Genomic DNA, 18216 nt, shown 5'->3' with positions numbered 1-18216 from the left:
AAACTCGACACCACCAAGCGCGAGGAAACGACGCAGGCCGGGCGCCTCACATGCTCGCATGTTTCCGATATTGTCCGCGGTTTCCCTGCGGCTTGGGCTGGACGGCACCGCTGGCGCTGATAGGTTCGGCGCAAATTCAAAACCATTCAGGAGCCCCCGATGTCGCTTGACGCCGTACTGAGCAAGATCGACGCTGATCTTACCACCTCGATCGACCGGTTGATGGAATTTCTTCGGATCCCGTCCATCTCGACCGATCCAGCCTACAAGGAAAGCGTTGACAAGGCTGCCGACTGGCTGGTCGCCGATTTGCAGAGCATGGGCATTCAGTCAGAAAAGCGCGCAACGCCGGGCCACCCGATGGTCGTCGGTCATGTTGGCGATGATGCTGACGCACCGCACCTGCTGTTCTACGGGCACTATGACGTTCAGCCGGTTGACCCGCTGAACCTGTGGAAGCGCGACCCGTTCGACCCGGCTCTGGAAGAGACCGAGCACGGCCAGGTGATCCGCGGGCGCGGTGCCTCGGACGACAAGGGCCAGCTGATGACTTTCGTCGAGGCCTGCCGTGCGTGGAAGGCCGTGCATGGCAAACTGCCCTGCCGGATCACCTTCTTCTTCGAAGGTGAAGAAGAGTCTGGGTCGCCTTCGCTGGTCCCGTTCCTCGAGACCAACAAGGACGAGTTGAAGGCCGATCTGGCGCTGGTCTGCGACACGTCGATGGTGTCGCGCGGCGTGCCCTCGATCGCCTCGCAACTGCGCGGCATGCTCAAGGATGAATTCACGATCATTGGCCCGCGCATCGACCTGCATTCGGGCCACTACGGCGGCCCGGGCCTGAATCCGCTGCGCGAGATTTCCCGGATCGTCGCCTCGTTCTACGACGAGGAAACCGGCCGCGTTGCGGTCGAAGGCTTCTACGAAGGCGTGCACGAGGTTCCCGCCGACCAGCTGCGCCAATGGGAGAATTGCGGCTTTGACGAGGCCGAGTACCTCAATTCGGTCGGCTACACGCAGCCGCACGGCGAAAAGGGCTACTCGACGCTTGAACAGCAATGGGCGCGGCCGACGCTGGAAATCAACGGGCTGTGGGGCGGCTACAACGGGGCGGGGTCGAAAACCGTGATCCCCAGCGAAGCCCATTGCAAGATCACCTGCCGACTGGTCGGCGACATGGACCCCGACAAACTGCGGGACAAGATCCGCAAACACGTCGAAGACCGCCTGTCGCCCGACGCCAAGGTCGTTTGGGACAATGACCTCGAAGGCTCCCCCGCCTCGGTGATGAATCTGGACCGGCCGGAGTTCGAGGCCGCCCGCAGCGCCCTTTCAGATGAATGGAACCGCGAGGCTGTTTTCACCGGCATGGGCGGCTCGATCCCGGTCGTGGGATATTTCAATTCCGTTCTGGGGCTGGATTCGATGCTGGTCGGATTTGCGAACGACGACGACGCCATCCATTCACCCAACGAAAAGTATGACGTGAAAAGCTTTCACAAGGGCATCCGCTCGTGGGCCCGTATCCTGGACGCCCTGACCCGCTGAGCAGAAGCAGTTTGCGAGGCTCTGCCTCGCACTCCGGGATATTTGACGCCAGATGAAGAATACGACCGCACTTCATCTGGCCCAAAATATCCCGGGGGAGCCGCGCGCAGCGCGGTAGGGGCAGAGCCCCATTCCGCGTTCCGCCATGATCCGATTTGCAGCTAGAAGTGGATGGCGCGTCCGTAAGCGTCCAGAACGGCCTCGTGCATCATTTCCGACAGCGTCGGGTGCGGGAAGACGGTGTTCATCAGGTCTTCCTCGGTGGTTTCCAACTGGCGCCCTACGACATATCCTTGGATGAGCTCGGTCACCTCGGCACCGACCATGTGCGCCCCTAACAGCTCACCCGTCTTGGCATCGAAAACGGTCTTGATCATGCCCTCGGGTTCTCCCAGCGCGATGGCCTTGCCATTACCGATAAAGGGGAAACGGCCGACCTTGACCTCAAAGCCCAACTCTTTGGCCTTGGCTTCGGTGTAGCCGACCGATGCCACCTGGGGCTGGCAGTAGGTGCACCCAGCGATGCTCTCGGGTTTGACGGGATGGGCATGTTTTCCGGCGATCAGTTCCGCGACCATGACACCCTCGTGGCTTGCCTTGTGCGCCAGCCAAGGCGCCCCTGCGATGTCGCCGATCGCATAGAGGCCATCGACGCCGGTACGGCAGAATTCATCGGTCACGACATGGGTTCTGTCGATCTTCACCCCCAACGCCTCGAGCCCCAGGTTCTCGACGTTGCCGACGATCCCAACGGCAGAGATGACCGTGTCGAATTCGTGTTTTTCCGTCTTTCCGCCGGTTTCGATATGGGCGGTCACCTTGCCCTTGCCGCGGTCAAGCTGCTTGACCATGGATTTCTCCATGATCTTCATGCCCTGCTTGATGAATGCCTTTTTGGCAAAGGCGCTGATCTCGGCATCCTCGACCGGCAGAACGCGGTCCATGACCTCGACCACCGTCGTGTCCGCGCCCAGCGTATTGAAGAAACTGGCGAATTCGATCCCGATCGCGCCCGAGCCGATGACCAGCAGCTTCTTGGGCATCCGAGGGGGCTGCAGCGCGTGCTTGTAGGTCCAGACCAGGTCGCCGTCGGCCTCGAGCCCCGGCAACTCACGCGCCCGGGCCCCGGTGGCGAGGATGATGTTGCTGGCGACCAACTCCTCGGTTCCCTTGTCGGTCTTGACCGAAACCTTGCCGCGCGCGGGGATCGTCGCCTCTCCCATCACCACGGTAACCTTGTTCTTTTTCAGAAGGTGCCCGACGCCACCGGCCAACTGCTTGGCCACGCCGCGCGACCGCTTGACCACAGCATCGATATCATATCCGATCTTCTCGGCGCTCAGCCCGAAATCCTTGGCGCGTTCCATAAGGTGGAATACCTCGGCAGACCGCAGCAGCGCCTTGGTCGGGATGCAGCCCCAGTTCAAACAGATGCCGCCCAGGTGCTCGCGCTCGACGATTGCGGTCTTCAGGCCCAGCTGGGCCGCGCGAATAGCAGCGACATAGCCGCCGGGGCCGGCCCCGATTACGATCAGATCAAAGGATTTTGCAGCCATGTGTACCTCTCGGCGCGGGTCTGATGAAAACTAGTTTAGTGCTAAACTATTTCTGCGGGCGCTTCAACATCGCTGCCTGCGACATTGGTGACGTAAGGTCACAAAAGCAGAAACCCAGCCCGTCAAGACTATTGCAGCGCTGGGCGGAAGGCTAGAAAAGATACCAATTCCATTGGCAACACGTGTTTGACCGAGACATAGGAGGCCCAGGCCATGGCCCGAACACTCAAGGATCTGCTGATTGCCCTACTGAACGCGACTCTGATCCTGCTGGCCCTGTGCCTGTTTCTCGGCTGGAAACTGGCGCAGAGCGTCGAGAACATTCAGGACCGGTTCCAGCAGAATCTACAGATCGTGCGCCCATTTCAGGAGCAGGCCCGCAACATCAGAGCGGGTTTGAGCGCGTTGCGGGACGAGTTGAAGGCCGTTCGCGCCGGCGGCAGTACCGATTTGGACACTGGACAGAAGCTGGCGCGAACGCTGGACCGGCTCGACCAAAGCCTGGCAACCCTGAACCGGGCACAAGATACCCTGACACAGATCGCCGAAACCCCGGAACTGTTGATCGACCGAGCCATAATCACAGCCATCGACACCACCAGCCAACGCCTGATGACGCTGCGCGGCTGCGGGGCGCAGGAAAGCTAGGCGATCGCCTGCAACTCGCGCACGGTGGCACCGTAACCGCCGTTGCTGACATAGGCGGCCTCGGGCGCAGTCGTTTCCCGCGACAGCGCCGCGTTGCGATAGGGGAACCGCCCGAATTTTCTGATCACCTCGCGATGCGCGCGGGCATGCAGCAGGTTGTCTCTGCCATGCTTGGGCATGCGCTCGCACATCAGTCGTACACAGCGTTCCTGGTCGCACAGGTTCTCGGAATGCATCAGCGGCATGTAGAAGAATTGCCGCGCCGGTTCGTCGATCTTCAGGTCCCAGCCCTTGTCGATGGCGCATTTGGCCGCCGCCAGCGCAGCCCTGTCGGACGCGAAGGCCCGAGCGCTGCCCCGGAACATGTTGCGCGGAAATTGATCCATCAGAATGATGTAGGCCAAGGCCCCGCTGGGATAGGTCAGCCACAGCGAGAATTTCCCTTGGCACGCCGCTTCCCACGTCGTCAGGAACCTCTCCCGGATCCGGGTATCCAGTGCCTCATCCTCGCGGTACCAGCCCTTGGGGCCGACTTCATCCAACCAAAAACTCAATACTTCTTCAGGACCGACCATCCCAATGACTCCGTGTGTTCTCCCCCAAGAGACGTAGAGTCATTTAAGGGTCTTTTACAGAAATGTTACAGTAACATATTGCAACACTTGCGACACATATCCGGCGCTCAGGCCGGAGTTTCAGCCTCTTCGTCGTCCTGCGCGGCCTCGATGGCGATTTCCTGCGCAACTTCCAGCGCCACCGGCGAGGCGGTGGGGTAAAGCGGCGCAAGCGCGGCGGTCTCGTCCACCGGCACATGGGCACGCTGGGTCATCCGGTACAACGCATAGGCAGCCATGGCGAACAGCAACGCTGCGATTAACAGGAAATACCCGGACGGCCCGAACACCGCATCGCCCATCAGCCAACCGGTGATGAGCGGGCCAGCGATCGCCCCCAAACCGTTGATGAAGATCAACCCGCCCGAGGCAGCGGCCATGTCCTCGTATTCCAGATAGTCATTGGTATAGGCGATCAGCAGCGAATAAAGCGGGTTCGACATGCCTCCGATCACGAAGGCCGCGGCCAGCAGAACCGCGAAGGTCATACCAAACAGCATGCCCACCAGCGCCGCGGCCCCCCCTGCGACCGAAACCAGCAGGATCAGCACCCGCCGGTCCATCCGGTCCGAGAACCATCCCAGCGGATACTGCAACAGCAACGCACCGATGTAGAAGGTTGCCACAAAGGTCGAAATCTCGACCAGGGTCAACCCGGCGCGGGCGCCATAGACCGCGGCCATGCCGAACTGGGCCGAAAAGACGCCGCCCAGCAGGAACATGCCAACGCAGCCCAGCGGCGAGGTTTCCATCAACTGTCTCAGCGTCATCGGCTTGGTCGTGTCAAAGGCCGGTGTCGGCGAGATCGACAGCAGGATCGGCGCGAACGAGACCGAGACCAGGATCGAGGCGATTACGAAGGTCTCGTACCCCGCCGGATCGCCCACCAGCATCAGCGCCTGCGCACTGACGATGCCGATCATCTGGACGATCATGTACAGCGACAGCGCCTGCCCCCGGTTTTCATTGCTGGCGGCATTGTTCAACCAGCTTTCGGCCGTCACATACACGCCGGAAAAACAAAAGCCGATCACCACGCGGCCCAGCGACCAGGCGATCGGGTCGGTCAGCATCGGATACATGATCATCACTGCCGAGATGAACGACGCCAGCGCCGCGAAGACCCGCACATGCCCGACTCGCCGGATCATCTCGGGGGCCAGGCGCGAGCCGCCCAGGAATCCTACGAAATAGGCCGACATGACAAAGGACATCTCCAGCGTCGAGAAGCCCTCGATCTCGCCCCGCACGCCCAGCAGGGTACCCTGCAGGCCGTTGCCGATCATCAGCAGACCCATTCCAAGAAGAAGCGCCCATGCGCTGGCAAGTACCTGAAGCATGACTGCCTCCAATTCTGCTGGACAATTTTTTGCGTCAAACTCGTTGCGTTAAACGACCTGAATACGCCCCGGTCGCGCTTGTCTACGACATTTCCCGGATTCGGTCCGGTGATCGCGCCCTTTAAGGGATCAAAAGCGACGCGTCACCATAAGAAAAGAAGCGGTACCGGCTGGCAATAGCGTGATCGTAGATCCGCAGCATCCGGTCCTTACCCATCAATGCCGAGACCAGCATCAGCAGGGTGGATTTGGGCAGGTGGAAATTGGTCATCAGCGCATCGGTCACATGGAATTTGAAACCGGGATAGATGAAGATGTCGGTCTCGCCTTCCCACGGTTCGATCCGTCCGCCGCGCGCGGCGCTTTCGATCAGGCGCAGCGCCGTGGTGCCCACGGGAATGACGCGGCCGCCGGTGGCCTTGGTGGCGGCGATCTCGGCCGCGGCCTGCGCGCTGACACGCCCCCATTCGGCATGCATCTTGTGGGTGGTCACGTCCTCGACCTTGACCGGCAGGAAGGTGCCCGCGCCCACATGCAGGGTGACATAGGTGAAATCCACGCCACGCGCAGCCAGTGCCTGCAGCAGCGACTCGTCGAAATGCAGCGAGGCGGTGGGGGCCGCCACGGCACCGGAATGGCGCGCCCAGACCGTCTGATAGTCCGTCTTGTCCCGCTCGTCCGCCGGTCGCTTTGCGGCGATGTAGGGCGGCAGCGGCATCGCCCCGGCCTGCTCAAGCGCGCGGTCGAAATCCTCGCCCGTCAGGTTGAACCGCAGATGGGCCTGCCCGTCCACGACGCGTTCCAGAATCGCAGACAGTTCGCCCGAGAACACGATTTCTTCGCCGACGCGCACCTTTTTCAGAGGCTTGAGCAGTGCCGCCCAACTGCCGTCGGCCTGCGGGTCCAGCAAGGTGGCCTCGATCGCGGCCGACACCGACCCCTGCGCGCTGTCGCGGTGGCGCCGCCCCGACAGGCGCGCGGGAATGACCCGAGTGTCGTTCAGCACCAGCCGGTCGCCCGGTCGCAGCCAGTCGGGCAGGTCGGACACGCGCGCATCGGTCAGGTCATCGCCCTGCGCCACCAACAGACGCGCCGACGAGCGCGGGCTGGCGGGCCGGGTGGCGATCAGGTCTTCGGGCAGGTCGAAATCGAAATCACTCAGCTTCATGCGCGCGGCATACAACGCCCGAATGGATTTGACCACAGATCCCGGTCAACGATCTTCTCCCCGTGCCCCCAAAGACGGGCTGGGGCCATCGCGTTGGGGCGTTGCGTTGGGGCCGTCCGAAACCGTCGGTGCCGGGTCGCGCATAAGGTTGCGTAGAAACAATGGCGCCAATCCCGACAGCGGATTGACCGAGACCTGCGGCGCCGAGACCGGCCCGACCAGCTTGTAGTTGAAGGCGAAAACACCTTCGCCCTTCTGGGTCAGTACGCTGCCGATGGCGTTGACCAGGTAGATCGGAGAAATCGCGCCCTGAAGGTTCAGGAATTTGCGGTTCAGATCGACCGTGCCGTCGAACGACAGCCCCAGCGACGGACCGACCGCGCTGCCGCTGAGGATCTTGACCTGCGTCGGCGTGATTCGCATTACGCTCTCGATCGACGAGAACTGGATCCCCTGCCCGGACATCTCGTCCAGCAACCCGACCACACTGATCGCGTTCAACAGTGCCGCCATGGCCGGGGCGTCGGTGATGCGGGTGTTTCGGATATTCAGGTTCAGGTCGTAATTTCCGGGCTCGGCCACCGGGTCCAGCTGGACCTGTAGCGTGCCACCCTGCGCCTGCGTCAGCAACCCGGCCGACCGCAAAACGGCCCCGGCATCCACCGATTGCAGCCGGACTGCGCTGCGGCCATCGCCGCTGGGGAAGACCTGCCCCTGAACGGCGGCACCACCGTTCACCCGGGCGCTGAACCCGCCCTGCAGGCCGCCCGTCGTCTGGAAATTCCCGGTCAGGCCGGTCAGGGCCACCGTATCGGTGACCTGCAGCCGGTCCAGCGTCACGTCCAGTTTCGGACCTGCGCCACCGCCCCCGCCACCGCTGGCGAAGGTCGCCTTGGCAAGGTTCAGAACCCCACCCAGAACCCGGATATCCGGGACCGCCGCACCCCGCCCAATCAGCTCGGCCGGAACCGCTAGCCAGTCGCCCAGTTCGAACGTGCTGAATCGGATCCGGTCCAGCGCGCCGTCGCTGATCGAGATCGCTCCCACGGCCCGCAGCCCGGCGGCTTCGATTAGCAGCGTGTCGATGCTCAGCGGCTCGGAGACGGTGGCTTCGACCGTCAGCGCGCCCGTGCCGGACCGAGGCTTGCGCCAGCCCAATTCGGGGATCGCCAGCGTCACCCCCGCAAGATCCGAACTGGCGCGCAGACGCGTCGGCTGACCGCCCCCGATCCCCAGTTCGATCTGCGCCACGCCCTGCCCCGTCAGCATCTGCGGCGGCAATCCCGCCTTCAGCTCGTCCACCAAACGCGGCGACAGCTCGATCTGCCCGGTCAGCGTGCTGCGTTGCGGTTCGGTGCCGCCGATGGGCTGTCGCCAGCGGACCTGCATCGGGACCGCGCCGAAAGACCCGTCGCCGGCGATGGAGACCTCGTCCTGGGTGCCGCTCAGGGCCAGTTTCGCCGCGCTGACGCGGAAACCGGGCACAAGACGATCGGTCTGCAAGTTCAGGATGTCCCCGGCAAAATGGAACCGGGTTTCTTCCAGCTTGAGCCCCTTGATCAGCGGCAGGGCCAATGTGCCGCTCAACCGCACCTGCCCGTCGGCCAGATCGACCGGCAGTTTGGCCTTGGTCAGCACGGACAATGGCGGCCGGTCCAGCAGCGACAGCGCCGCGGTCACGCTGCCTCTGGCCTGAATGCGAACAATGCCCGGCGTCGATTTCTTGATCCCGGTGTCCGGGATGATGAATGAGGTGCCCGCGGCATCGACGACTCCGCCCTGATCGGCCTTCACGAATCCCTGATGGGCGGTGACGGTAAAGCGCCGCTCGATCAGGCTGGCCTCACCGCGTGCGTTCTGCAACGGCGGCAGGGTCTTGGCAAATCGCACGGTCGCCTCGTCGAATTCGAAATCCGCGTAGATCAGCGGTTTGGTCCCGGGGCGCAGGCGAAGAGCGAAATCCACGTTCGACATCTGCCCGCCGAGCACGTTTTCCGTGACCCATTTGCGCGGCTTAGGCGCCAGTCGCGGCGGCCAGTACTGCAAAACGCGCCCCTGCGAGATCTGATTGATCCGAGCGTCGAGATCCACGCTCCAGCCGTCGGGTAGGCCCTGTACCGCGCCCGACGCATGCAGCCGCACGTTATCGTCCTCGACAACCGCCTGCCCCAGTTGCAGGCGGAACGGATTCAGACTGACCTGGAAATCCAGCTGGGCCCGGTTCAGGTGCAGGTCGTCCACGAACAGATCAGCCGGGTTCAGCCCGATTCCGGTCAGGCGGACCTGAACCGCCATGCTCTGCAGCGCACCCGTCTCCACACCCTCGAGATAGGCCTCACCTTCACCTTGGACCGTTCCCCAGGCCGAGGCGATGGATACTTCGTTGAAATCCAGAACCTGCCGGTAGGGGTCATAGGTGAAATAGGTGCGGGCCGTGTCAAACGGCACCGGACGGGTTTCGGGATTGGGCTGCACGGCGCCCGGGCCGAGGTTGAGCGTGGCAAAAACCGGCCCCAACGCCCCCTGCTCGTCGATGCTGCCGCGCAGGGCGCCCGAGATCGGCGCGTCCAGCACCTGCAGCCACGCGAGGGCCGGCGCCTGCGCGGCCACGTCCACGGCGGGCAGGTCCGTGATCGAGATGCCGAACTGTGCCTGAGGCGAGCCGAATGAGCTGGTATAGTTGGCCTCGACCATACTCACATAGTCTCGCCCCGCCAGAACCGAAAACCCTGTGGCCAGCCGCAAGGCCCGATCGTCGCGGGTGACCAGGATGTGCCCGCCATCCAGAACCCAGGACCGGCCAAGCCGCTGATCGCTGTAGTCCAGCGTGATCGCCTCCATCTCGACCGACGCCAGTGCGGACAGGGCCGGAGATTGGAAAACGGCATCAGCCTGCTCGATCAGTTCGGCCAGATTTGGCGCCTGCCTCACGGGGGCGCTGCCGGACCCCACGATCAGGGTCAGCATCCCGTCTGGCCCGCGGACCAGCGTGATCTGGGCACCGTTCAGTACGATCCGCTTGGGCCGGACATGTCCGCGCAGCAATGGGCGCATCGACAGGCTGGCCCGCAAGTCCGACACATGTGCGATCTGCCGCCCTTCGGCATCGCTGATCGACACGTCGCTCAGCCGCAGACTCGGACGCCAGCCTTCGTGGATGATGAAACTGGCATCGCCGAACCGGATCTTCACCCCGTCCAGCGCCTGGTCTAGCCGCGCCTCGACCCGGTCGCGCAGCCAGTTCGGCGCATGCACCCGTTGCCCCAGGACCATCAACCCCGAGAACACGGCCAGAAACACCAGCAGGAAAACCCCGCGCAAGGCCCACAGAACGGCCGTCCGGCGGCGGGATCGGCGGCGCGGCGCCCGGCCTGGTTTGTCCGATTTTTCGTCCTGCCGCTCAGCCAATTCGCCTACCAAGCCTTCCAACCCGCTGACGCCGCTCTATTATCCGCGGCAGTTCATGACAACCACAACCGGAGACCTCCATGCCCGACCTCTCAGACATCGCCCCCGATTTCACCCTGCCCCGTGACGGCGGCGGTTCGGTCACCCTGTCGGCCCTGCGCGGCCGCCCCGTCGTTCTTTTCTTCTATCCCCGCGATGATACGCCGGGCTGCACGAAGGAATCCATCGGATTTTCCGAAGCTCTGCCCGCCTTCGCCGAGGCGGGCGCGCAGGTCTTCGGCATCTCGCGCGACAGCGTCGCCAAACATGACAAGTTCGTCGCCAAGCACGGTCTGACCACGCCGCTTCTGTCCGACGAAGACGGAACCGTCTGCGAGGCCTTCGGCGTCTGGGTCGAAAAGAACATGTACGGGAAGAAATCGATGGGGATCGAGCGTTCGACCTTTCTGATCGACACCGACGGCAAGATCGCCCGCGTCTGGCGCAAGGTGAAGGTCCCCGGTCACGTCGATGAGGTGCTGGAGGCCGTGCGCGCGCTTTGACGCCGCGCGCCATCCGGTCTAAGAGGCGGCAGTTTCATTCGACCCGAGGATCACCGTGGCCAAGACCCTGACCCAGATGGCAACCGACGTGCTGACCACCGCGGACGGGCGGGCCAAGACCGCCCTGTCGCGGCGCTATGCGGCCGACTGGGTCGCGTCCCGCAAGGGCGATGCCCCGGCGATCGAGATCGGCACCGCCGAACCGCCGCTGCATCCCGCGCGCCCCGCCCGCCCCGAGCTGCTATCACCGCGCGACGTGCCGCGCCGCCGCCCCGGGTCCGAGGCCGGGCGCATCGCGCTGCTGCACGCTGTAGCCCATATCGAGCTGAACGCGGTGGACCTGCATTGGGACATCATCGCCCGGTTCGGACATGTGCCGATGCCGATCGGCTTCTACGACGACTGGGTCAAATGCGCCGAGGAGGAATCGCGCCATTTCGAAATGGTCTGCGACTGCCTGGAGGCGATTGGCAGCCATTACGGCGCGCTTCCCGCCCATGCCGGCATGTGGCGCGCGGCCGAGGACACCGCCGGGGACCTGATGGGCCGGCTGGCGGTAGTGCCGATGGTGCTCGAGGCGCGCGGCTTGGACGTGACACCGGGCATGATCGAGATTTTCCGCAAGGCAAAGGCCGATCAGGCCGTAGCTGCGCTGGAAGTGATCTATGCCGAAGAGGTCGGCCACGTCGCCTATGGGTCGAAATGGTTCCACTTTCTGTGCGGTCGGGAAAATGCCGACCCCAAGGACGTGTTTCACGATCTGGTCCGCCGGTATTTCCACGGCGCCCTGAAACCGCCCTTCAACGAGGAGAAGCGGGCCGAGGCTGGATTGCCGCCCGATTTCTACTGGCCCCTGGCCGAAGATCTGCCCCCGCCCGGAACGGCCCGGAAATAGACCGGGCAGCGCGCGCTTCGGCAAATTCTCGCCGATCCGTAGCCCGAAATTGCGCGATTTTTGCACCAATCGGTTAACAAACTTGCCCAATCGCTGCCCGGCCATTAATCAGTCGCCCCAAGGGTCGGCAAGCCGCCACGGCAACCACTCATGACCGACCCGGACAATGGGGATGAGGAGTAAGACGCGTGCGAACACGTCTGGCGATCAAACTGCACTCACTGCTCGAACGGCACTTTCCCGAACGCAGGGTCTTTCTGAAATCCGACAAGGACACGCGCTTTGTCCGGCTTAGCTCGGAAACCCAGGTACTGGCGGTTCTGGGCGTGGCGGTCATGGTCGGCTGGACGTCGGTGGCAACTGCGCTGTTGCTGATGGACAGCATCGGGTCGGGCAATTTCCGGGAACAGGCCAAACGCGATCAGGCGGTCTATCAGGAACGTCTGAACATTCTGTCCGCCGAACGGGACGCCCGTGCCCAAGAGGCGCTGGCCGCACATGAACGCTTCAATTCCGCGCTCGAGCGGATCTCGGCGATGCAGTCTGAACTGCTGGAATCCGAGAACCGCCGGCACGAGTTGGAAACAGGGATCGAGGTGATTCAGGCCACTCTGCGCGCCACCATGAAACAGCGCGAGGAGGCGCGCGCCGAACTGGCCGCGCTGAAACAGAAGGCCGACGACCCGGCCGTGGCCATGTTTGCATCGGCCGCCCCCGTTCAACTGGGATTCCTGTCCGAGGCCCTGGCCCGCACGGCCCAGCAGCGCGACCAGATCGCGTCCGATGCCCAGAGTGCGCTGGACCAGCGCGACGAGCTGGAACTTGAAATCCAGTTGATGCAGGAACGCAATGACGAGATCTTCCGCCAGTTGGAAGAGGCGATGCTGATCTCGGTCGAGCCGCTGGACAAGATGTTCCGACAGGCCGGCATGCCGACGGACCGCATCCTCGACGAGGTGCGGCGTGGCTACAGCGGCATTGGCGGGCCGTTGACCCCGATCTCGTTCAGCACCCGCGGCGAGGAGCTGTCGCCGGATGAAATCCGCGCCAACCGCCTGCTGGAACAGATGGACCAGTTGAACCTGTATCGCATCGCCGCTGAAAAGGCGCCCTTTGCCACGCCGATCCGTTCGTCCTTCCGGTTCACCAGCGGCTACGGCTATCGCCGCGACCCAAAGACCGGTGGCCGCCGGATGCACAAGGGCACCGATTTCGCCGCCCCCAAGGGCACAAACATCTATGCGACCGCCGACGGCGTCGTGACCCATGCCGGATGGCAATCGGGTTTCGGCAAGCTGGTCAAGATCAAGCACGCCTTCGGGATCGAAACCTATTACGCCCATAATTCGAACATCCGCGTGAAGGTCGGCCAAAGGGTCTCGCGCGGGGACCACATTGCTGATATGGGTAACACCGGACGGTCGACCGGAACGCATCTGCACTACGAAGTGCATGTGAACGGAAAACCCGTAAACCCCATGACCTACATCAAGGCTGCGAACAATGTTTTCTAAGAGCAAGATCAACGAGCCCGCACCCAAGGCATCCGAAACGGCGAAGCCCGCCGCTCCGGCCGCTCAGGCGACCCCTGCCCCGACCGAGCAGAAAGCGGCCGCAACCCCACCGAAACCCAAGCCGCCGGCTTCGGTTCTGTCGTCAGATCTGCACATCACCGGCAACATCAAGACCTCGGGCGACATTCAGGTCGAAGGCACCGTCGAAGGCGACATCCGTGCGCATCTGCTGACCATCGGCGAGACCGCGACGATCAAGGGCGAGGTGACTGCCGATGACGTGGTCATCAACGGCCGGATCGTAGGCCGCGTGCGCGGGCTGAAGGTGCGCCTGACCTCGACCGCGCGTGTCGAGGGCGACATTATCCACAAGACCATCGCAATCGAAAGCGGCGCGCATTTCGAGGGCTCGGTCCAGCGTCAGGACGACCCGCTGAACCCGGGCCGCAGCAGCAAGACCGGCGCCAACCCGGCCGCCGAAGTCAGCCAGTAAATCCGAAGAACCCAACGGTTCCGACCCAAACGCCGTGGCCCTGCCGCGGCGTTTTTTCGTGCGCGATGCCCCCGGCGTGGGTGGCCGTGAAACAACATCGTCCGCGCAGGTGGAAACGACCATTTAGAGTTTTTTTCGGTTTCCGCTACACTCGCCCCCGTTGAATTTGGGAGATTTCACTATGCGAGCTAAATTGATGGCCGAGTTCTTCGGCACGTTCTGGCTGGTTCTTGGCGGGTGCGGCAGTGCGGTTCTGGCCGCGGGCGTGGCCGATGTCGGCATCGGCTGGCTGGGCGTTTCCTTCGCCTTCGGCCTTACGGTGCTGACGATGGCCTTTGCGGTAGGCCATATCTCGGGCGGGCATTTTAACCCGGCCGTCAGCCTGGGCCTGATGATCGGCGGACGCTTTCCAGCCAAGGATCTATTGCCCTATTGGGCCGCCCAGGTGATCGGCGCCATACTGGCGGCTGCGGTTCTGTACCTGATCGTCAGCGGCGCCCCCGAGTTTTCCGGTGTCGGCAGTTTTGCCTCGAACGGTTATGGCGAAGCCTCGCCCGAGGGCTATTCGATGATGTCCGCCCTGGTGATCGAGATCGTCCTGACCGCCTTTTTCCTGATCATCATCCTGGGCGCCACGTCCGAAAAGGCACCGGCCGGCTTCGCCCCCATCGCCATCGGGTTGGGGTTGACCCTGATCCACCTGATCTCGATCCCGGTCACCAATACGTCGGTGAACCCGGCGCGATCGACCGGCGTTGCGCTCTTCGCCGACGGGCCTGCGCTGGCCCAGCTGTGGCTGTTCTGGGTCGCCCCGCTGATCGGCGGCGCGGTGGGCGCGCTGATCTGGAACGCGATGGTGTCCGAGGACTGACGCCCGGCCTAGCGACCCGTCATCCAGATTCCGTCGGGCCAGAAGGCGTGGAAAGCAAAGGCGAACATCACGTCATGCACCACGTCCTGCCCGGCGGCATCAGTGACGCGGACCGATCCGACGTCACGCCCCTTGGCGATGAGCCCGTTGTCCAGCGCCGAGGCCTGGCCGCTGCGCCACGAGATCGTCACGCCAGCCTCGGTCACCTGGCCTTGGCGGCGCAGGCGGGTCAGAGGCCAGGCCCGGTCGCCCACCCGCACCACACGTTCCAGAGGGTGAAGGCCATGTGGTGGCAGCGCTCCGTCATACAGGAACGGTTGGCGCGACGTGTCATAGCCGCGATAGGGGTTGCGGCCATAGTCGCGATTGTAGTCCGGTTCGGCCATCACCAGCCCATCGGGGTTGCGTTCGCGAAACTGCGCCCAGCTTTCCATCCACGCCGGAAGCGCCCGCAGCCGGGCTCCGGTCAGCCGCCCGACAATGGCCTCGCCCGTGGCCTGCTGCCACCAGCTTTCGGTTTCACGATCGTACATGACCATGTCCGAATGGCGCAGCTTGCCCGTGACGCCAAAACTGAGCACGCCTTGCTCCGTCCGCCGGTCGAACACCAGCGCCGAGTTGCACAGGGGGCAATAGGTGATCGCGACGGGCCGGTTGCCGATCCGGTCATTCACGATCTCGTGCCAGATCAGATAGCGGATCGGATAGGCCCTTGGCCGCGCGCCGGGTAGCTCGACGGAGATGACCGGCTCGGCAGCGGCCAGTCCGGTATTCACGGACACCTCGACGAAACCGGGATCGCTGAGCGCCGGGATGCCATCCTTGGGCGGCCCGCCCGAGCGGATCTGGCTCCAGTCCTGCACCGAGGTCATCGCGAAATCGGTCCGAGGCCATTCACCGCGCCACAGATCGGGGTTGGCGGACGCAGCCGCCGCGCAGACCAGCAGAAGGGAAGATAGAAGGGATCGCATGAGGCACCTCTGGCTGTCTGCCATGGTGCGCGATGCGCGGGCGGCGGGCCAAGCCCCCCGCACGGGGACGTGAACACCCGTGCGTCAAACCCGGCGCGGAAACCGCGCCGGGTGTCGAGGTCATTCGGTAACGGTGACCTTGGTCATCACGTCGGGCTGGCCGATCACGGCGCCGTTCGGGCCGGTGCCGCGTTTGATGGCGTCCACCACGTTCATCCCACCGGTCACCTCGCCGACAACCGTGTACTGGCCGTTCAGCGACGGCGCCGGTGCGAACATGATGAAGAACTGCGAGTTGGCGCTGTTCGGGTCGCGCGCCCTCGCCATGCCGACGATGCCGCGCTCGTAGGGAACATCTGAGAATTCGGCCGGCAGGTCAGGACGATCGGACCCACCGGTGCCCGCACGGCGCATATCGCTGCCCAGCTTGCCGTATTCAACATCGCCGGTCTGCGCCATGAAACCGTCGATCACGCGGTGGAATACCACCCCGTCATACTTGCCCTCGGCGGCCAGAGCGGTGATCTGCTCGACATGCTTGGGCGCGACATCTTCGAACAGGTCGATGGTGATCGTGCCGTTGGCCTCGCCCTCGACTTCGATCTGCAGGCCCGTGGCCAGCGCCGGGCTGGCCAGCAAGGCAAAAACGGCGGCCAGCTTATACATCGGCGGCCACCTTGACGCTGATCATGCGGTCGGGGTTCGCGGGCGGCTCGCCGCGGGTGATGGCGTCGACATGCTCCATCCCCTCGATCACGCGGCCATAAACGGTGTATTGGCCGTTCAGAAAGTGGTTGTCCTTGAAGTTTATGAAGAACTGCGAGTTGGCCGAGTTCGGGTTGGCCGACCGGGCCGCGCCCAGCGTACCCCGGTCATGCGGCAGTTTCGAGAATTCCGCCGGAAGGTTCGGCAGCGACGACCCGCCGGTGCCCGCCATACGGAGGTTGAAGCCGTCTTCCATGTCGCCGTGCTGCACATCACCGGTCTGCGCCATGAAGCCGTCGATCACCCGGTGAAAGGCCACGTTGTCGTACTCGCCCGCGCGCGCCAGCTCTTTCATGCGCTCGCAATGCTGGGGTGCCACGTCGGGCAGCAGCTCGATGACGACCTTGCCATCCTTCAGCTCGATGATGATGGTGTTTTCGGGATCCTTGATCTCGGCCATGGGGCTCTCTCCTGTGGAAATGATTTGCGCAAATACCTATGCGCCGGACGCGGGAAAGCCAAGTGAAGCATTGACCTGTCGGCAAAATGCAGGAAAAGAACCGCTGACGCGTGGTGACAACGGCGAGGATGACACGATGGGCTGGAAAACGCTGGACGACATGGACCTGCAGGGCAAACGCGTGCTGGTGCGCGTGGATATCAACGTGCCTGTCGTCGAAGGCGCGGTGACCGACGACACACGCATCCAACGCATCGTGCCCACCGTGCGCGACATCCTGGCCAAGGGCGGCAAACCCATCCTGCTGGCCCATTTCGGGCGCCCCGGCGGCGAGCGGCGGCAGAACCTGTCGCTGAAACAGCTGGTCCCCGCGCTGGAATCGGCCTTTGGCACCAAGGTCCGTTTTGGCGAGGATTGCGTCGGATATGAGGCCGAGCTGGCCGTGGCCAACCAAGGCGAAGGCGAGGTCGTACTGCTGGAGAACACGCGGTTTCACGACGGCGAAACCAAGAACAGCGCCAAACTGGGCGAAGGGATGGCCAAGCTCGGCGATATCTATTGCAACGATGCCTTTTCCGCCGCGCACCGCGCCCATGCCTCGACCGAGGGGCTGGCGCAGCTGCTGCCGGCATGCGCCGGGCGCCTGATGCAGGCCGAGCTGAGCGCGCTTGAGGCCGCGTTGGGCAACCCTCAGCGTCCGGTCACCGCAGTGGTCGGCGGGGCCAAGGTCTCGACCAAGCTGGACCTGCTGGGCAACCTGATCGAGAAGGTCGACAACCTGATCATCGGCGGCGGCATGGCCAACACCTTCCTGCTGGCCAAAGGGTATGACGTGGGCAAATCGCTGGCCGAACACGCCATGACCGACACCGCCGCGCAGATCATGACCAAGGCCGAGGAAACCGGCTGCCGCATCATCCTGCCCAGCGACGTGGTCGTGGCCGAAAAGTTCGAGGCCCACGCCCCGCACAAGGTGGTGCCGGCCGATCAGTGCCCGGCCGATGCGATGATCCTGGACGCGGGGCCGGAAACCGTAGCCACGATCTGCAAGACCTTTGAAGATAGCAAAACACTGATCTGGAACGGCCCGTTGGGCGCTTTTGAGCTCGAGCCCTTCGACGCGGCCACCAACGCCGCCGCGCTGAAAGCGGCCGAGCTGACCCGCGCGGGCAAGCTGGTCTCGGTGGCCGGCGGCGGCGATACGGTCGCCGCGCTGAACGCGTCGGGCGCGGCGCATGATTTCACCTACATCTCGACCGCCGGTGGTGCGTTCCTTGAGTGGATGGAGGGCAAGACCCTACCCGGCGTCGCCGCCTTGGACCAATGATCCAAGGCCGGTGGCGCCCTGCCCGGCGAGGCGCCCTGTTTTTTTGAATCGCTGTCGAGATTTTCGCGTTTTCGGGGATTCACAAGCCGAATCACCTGTGACATAGTGCCGACAGATGCCCGGGAAACGGGCACGATTGTGAGGCAGTATTCATACGGC

16 protein-coding genes are annotated in these 18216 nt (G+C 63.7%); 8 read left to right on the top strand and 8 right to left on the bottom strand.

Going from position 1 to position 18216, the window contains the following annotated elements; genetic code table 11:
• The first annotated feature begins 159 nt into the window (after positions 1-159).
• On the top strand, positions 160-1545 hold the full coding sequence (locus tag AC2FM3_RS09855; protein WP_496681169.1) for a dipeptidase: 1386 nt from the start codon (positions 160-162) through the stop codon (positions 1543-1545).
• Between the two features lie 161 nt (positions 1546-1706).
• On the opposite strand, the gene lpdA is transcribed toward AC2FM3_RS09855, so the two are convergent.
• Positions 1707-3101, bottom strand: coding sequence for a dihydrolipoyl dehydrogenase (gene lpdA / locus AC2FM3_RS09850; RefSeq protein ID WP_496681168.1), 1395 nt, complete (start codon positions 3099-3101; stop codon positions 1707-1709).
• Between the two features lie 213 nt (positions 3102-3314).
• On the opposite strand from lpdA, the gene AC2FM3_RS09845 reads away from it, so the two are divergent.
• A complete protein-coding gene (locus AC2FM3_RS09845) occupies positions 3315-3749 on the top strand; it encodes a hypothetical protein (RefSeq protein ID WP_496681167.1) in 435 nt (144 codons plus the stop codon).
• On the opposite strand, the gene AC2FM3_RS09840 is transcribed toward AC2FM3_RS09845, so the two are convergent.
• The 4 genes from AC2FM3_RS09840 to AC2FM3_RS09825 form a co-directional block, all read right to left on the bottom strand.
• Positions 3746-4324 (bottom strand): DUF924 family protein, encoded by a 579-nt coding sequence (locus tag AC2FM3_RS09840; protein ID WP_496681166.1) that lies wholly within the window; start codon positions 4322-4324, stop codon positions 3746-3748. The two genes, AC2FM3_RS09845 and AC2FM3_RS09840, sit on opposite strands and share 4 nt — an antisense overlap.
• Before the next feature lie 107 nt (positions 4325-4431).
• On the bottom strand, positions 4432-5703 hold the full coding sequence (locus AC2FM3_RS09835; protein ID WP_496681165.1) for an MFS transporter: 1272 nt from the start codon (positions 5701-5703) through the stop codon (positions 4432-4434).
• A gap of 121 nt (positions 5704-5824) precedes the next feature.
• Positions 5825-6871 carry a tRNA preQ1(34) S-adenosylmethionine ribosyltransferase-isomerase QueA gene (queA, locus tag AC2FM3_RS09830; RefSeq protein WP_496681201.1) on the bottom strand — a complete coding sequence of 349 codons (1047 nt, stop codon included), beginning with the start codon at positions 6869-6871 and terminating at the stop codon, positions 5825-5827.
• Positions 6872-6916: 45 nt separating this feature from the next.
• The gene (locus tag AC2FM3_RS09825; RefSeq protein WP_496681164.1) at positions 6917-10291 is read right to left on the bottom strand and encodes a YhdP family protein; all 3375 of its coding nucleotides are present in this window, start codon (positions 10289-10291) and stop codon (positions 6917-6919) included.
• 68 nt (positions 10292-10359) lie between these two features.
• Between AC2FM3_RS09825 and AC2FM3_RS09820 the strand changes: the two genes are divergently transcribed.
• From AC2FM3_RS09820 to aqpZ, 5 genes are all read left to right on the top strand, one after another.
• Entirely contained in the window at positions 10360-10821 is a 462-nt protein-coding gene (locus AC2FM3_RS09820; protein WP_496681163.1) for a peroxiredoxin, read from the top strand.
• 76 nt (positions 10822-10897) lie between these two features.
• Entirely contained in the window at positions 10898-11716 is an 819-nt protein-coding gene (locus tag AC2FM3_RS09815; RefSeq protein WP_496681199.1) for a ferritin-like domain-containing protein, read from the top strand.
• 188 nt (positions 11717-11904) lie between these two features.
• The gene (locus AC2FM3_RS09810; protein ID WP_496681160.1) at positions 11905-13230 is read left to right on the top strand and encodes a DUF5930 domain-containing protein; all 1326 of its coding nucleotides are present in this window, start codon (positions 11905-11907) and stop codon (positions 13228-13230) included.
• Positions 13220-13723 (top strand): bactofilin family protein, encoded by a 504-nt coding sequence (locus tag AC2FM3_RS09805; protein ID WP_496681152.1) that lies wholly within the window; start codon positions 13220-13222, stop codon positions 13721-13723. Before AC2FM3_RS09810 ends, AC2FM3_RS09805 begins: the two co-directional genes overlap by 11 nt.
• A gap of 181 nt (positions 13724-13904) precedes the next feature.
• Positions 13905-14594, top strand: a complete 690-nt coding sequence (gene aqpZ / locus AC2FM3_RS09800) for an aquaporin Z (RefSeq protein ID WP_496681150.1) — start codon at positions 13905-13907, stop codon at positions 14592-14594.
• 8 nt (positions 14595-14602) lie between these two features.
• Here the strand turns inward: aqpZ and AC2FM3_RS09795 are convergent, their stop codons facing one another.
• The 3 genes from AC2FM3_RS09795 to AC2FM3_RS09785 form a co-directional block, all read right to left on the bottom strand.
• Positions 14603-15565, bottom strand: a complete 963-nt coding sequence (locus tag AC2FM3_RS09795) for a DUF3179 domain-containing protein (protein ID WP_496681149.1) — start codon at positions 15563-15565, stop codon at positions 14603-14605.
• Positions 15566-15685: 120 nt separating this feature from the next.
• Complete coding sequence (locus AC2FM3_RS09790; protein ID WP_496681147.1) at positions 15686-16231, bottom strand: peptidylprolyl isomerase; 546 nt, start codon at positions 16229-16231, stop codon at positions 15686-15688.
• Positions 16224-16730: a peptidylprolyl isomerase gene (locus tag AC2FM3_RS09785; RefSeq protein WP_496681145.1), complete on the bottom strand. Its 507-nt coding sequence runs from the start codon at positions 16728-16730 to the stop codon at positions 16224-16226. The genes AC2FM3_RS09790 and AC2FM3_RS09785 overlap by 8 nt, the downstream gene beginning before the upstream one ends.
• A gap of 136 nt (positions 16731-16866) precedes the next feature.
• Here AC2FM3_RS09785 and AC2FM3_RS09780 point away from each other — a divergent pair, with 136 nt between their 5' ends.
• Positions 16867-18057 (top strand): phosphoglycerate kinase, encoded by a 1191-nt coding sequence (locus tag AC2FM3_RS09780; RefSeq protein ID WP_496681143.1) that lies wholly within the window; start codon positions 16867-16869, stop codon positions 18055-18057.
• The last annotated feature ends 159 nt before the right edge of the window (positions 18058-18216 follow it).

This window comes from Ruegeria sp. BHSB172, from assembly GCF_059613165.1.
Note: the sequence above shows the minus strand (reverse complement) of the source record. Positions and strands in the feature narration are given on the sequence as shown.

Bases quoted from the DNA above. Each gene is read 5' to 3' on its own strand.
- AC2FM3_RS09855 (WP_496681169.1), top strand. From the start codon at position 160: ATGTCGCTTGACGCCGTACTGAGCAAGATCGACGCTGATCTTACCACC.
- lpdA (WP_496681168.1), bottom strand. From the start codon at position 3,101: ATGGCTGCAAAATCCTTTGATCTGATCGTAATCGGGGCCGGCCCCGGC.
- AC2FM3_RS09845 (WP_496681167.1), top strand. From the start codon at position 3,315: ATGGCCCGAACACTCAAGGATCTGCTGATTGCCCTACTGAACGCGACT.
- AC2FM3_RS09840 (WP_496681166.1), bottom strand. From the start codon at position 4,324: ATGGTCGGTCCTGAAGAAGTATTGAGTTTTTGGTTGGATGAAGTCGGC.
- AC2FM3_RS09835 (WP_496681165.1), bottom strand. From the start codon at position 5,703: ATGCTTCAGGTACTTGCCAGCGCATGGGCGCTTCTTCTTGGAATGGGT.
- queA (WP_496681201.1), bottom strand. From the start codon at position 6,871: ATGAAGCTGAGTGATTTCGATTTCGACCTGCCCGAAGACCTGATCGCC.
- AC2FM3_RS09820 (WP_496681163.1), top strand. From the start codon at position 10,360: ATGCCCGACCTCTCAGACATCGCCCCCGATTTCACCCTGCCCCGTGAC.
- AC2FM3_RS09815 (WP_496681199.1), top strand. From the start codon at position 10,898: ATGGCAACCGACGTGCTGACCACCGCGGACGGGCGGGCCAAGACCGCC.
- AC2FM3_RS09805 (WP_496681152.1), top strand. From the start codon at position 13,220: ATGTTTTCTAAGAGCAAGATCAACGAGCCCGCACCCAAGGCATCCGAA.
- aqpZ (WP_496681150.1), top strand. From the start codon at position 13,905: ATGCGAGCTAAATTGATGGCCGAGTTCTTCGGCACGTTCTGGCTGGTT.
- AC2FM3_RS09795 (WP_496681149.1), bottom strand. From the start codon at position 15,565: ATGCGATCCCTTCTATCTTCCCTTCTGCTGGTCTGCGCGGCGGCTGCG.
- AC2FM3_RS09790 (WP_496681147.1), bottom strand. From the start codon at position 16,231: ATGTATAAGCTGGCCGCCGTTTTTGCCTTGCTGGCCAGCCCGGCGCTG.
- AC2FM3_RS09785 (WP_496681145.1), bottom strand. From the start codon at position 16,730: ATGGCCGAGATCAAGGATCCCGAAAACACCATCATCATCGAGCTGAAG.
- AC2FM3_RS09780 (WP_496681143.1), top strand. From the start codon at position 16,867: ATGGGCTGGAAAACGCTGGACGACATGGACCTGCAGGGCAAACGCGTG.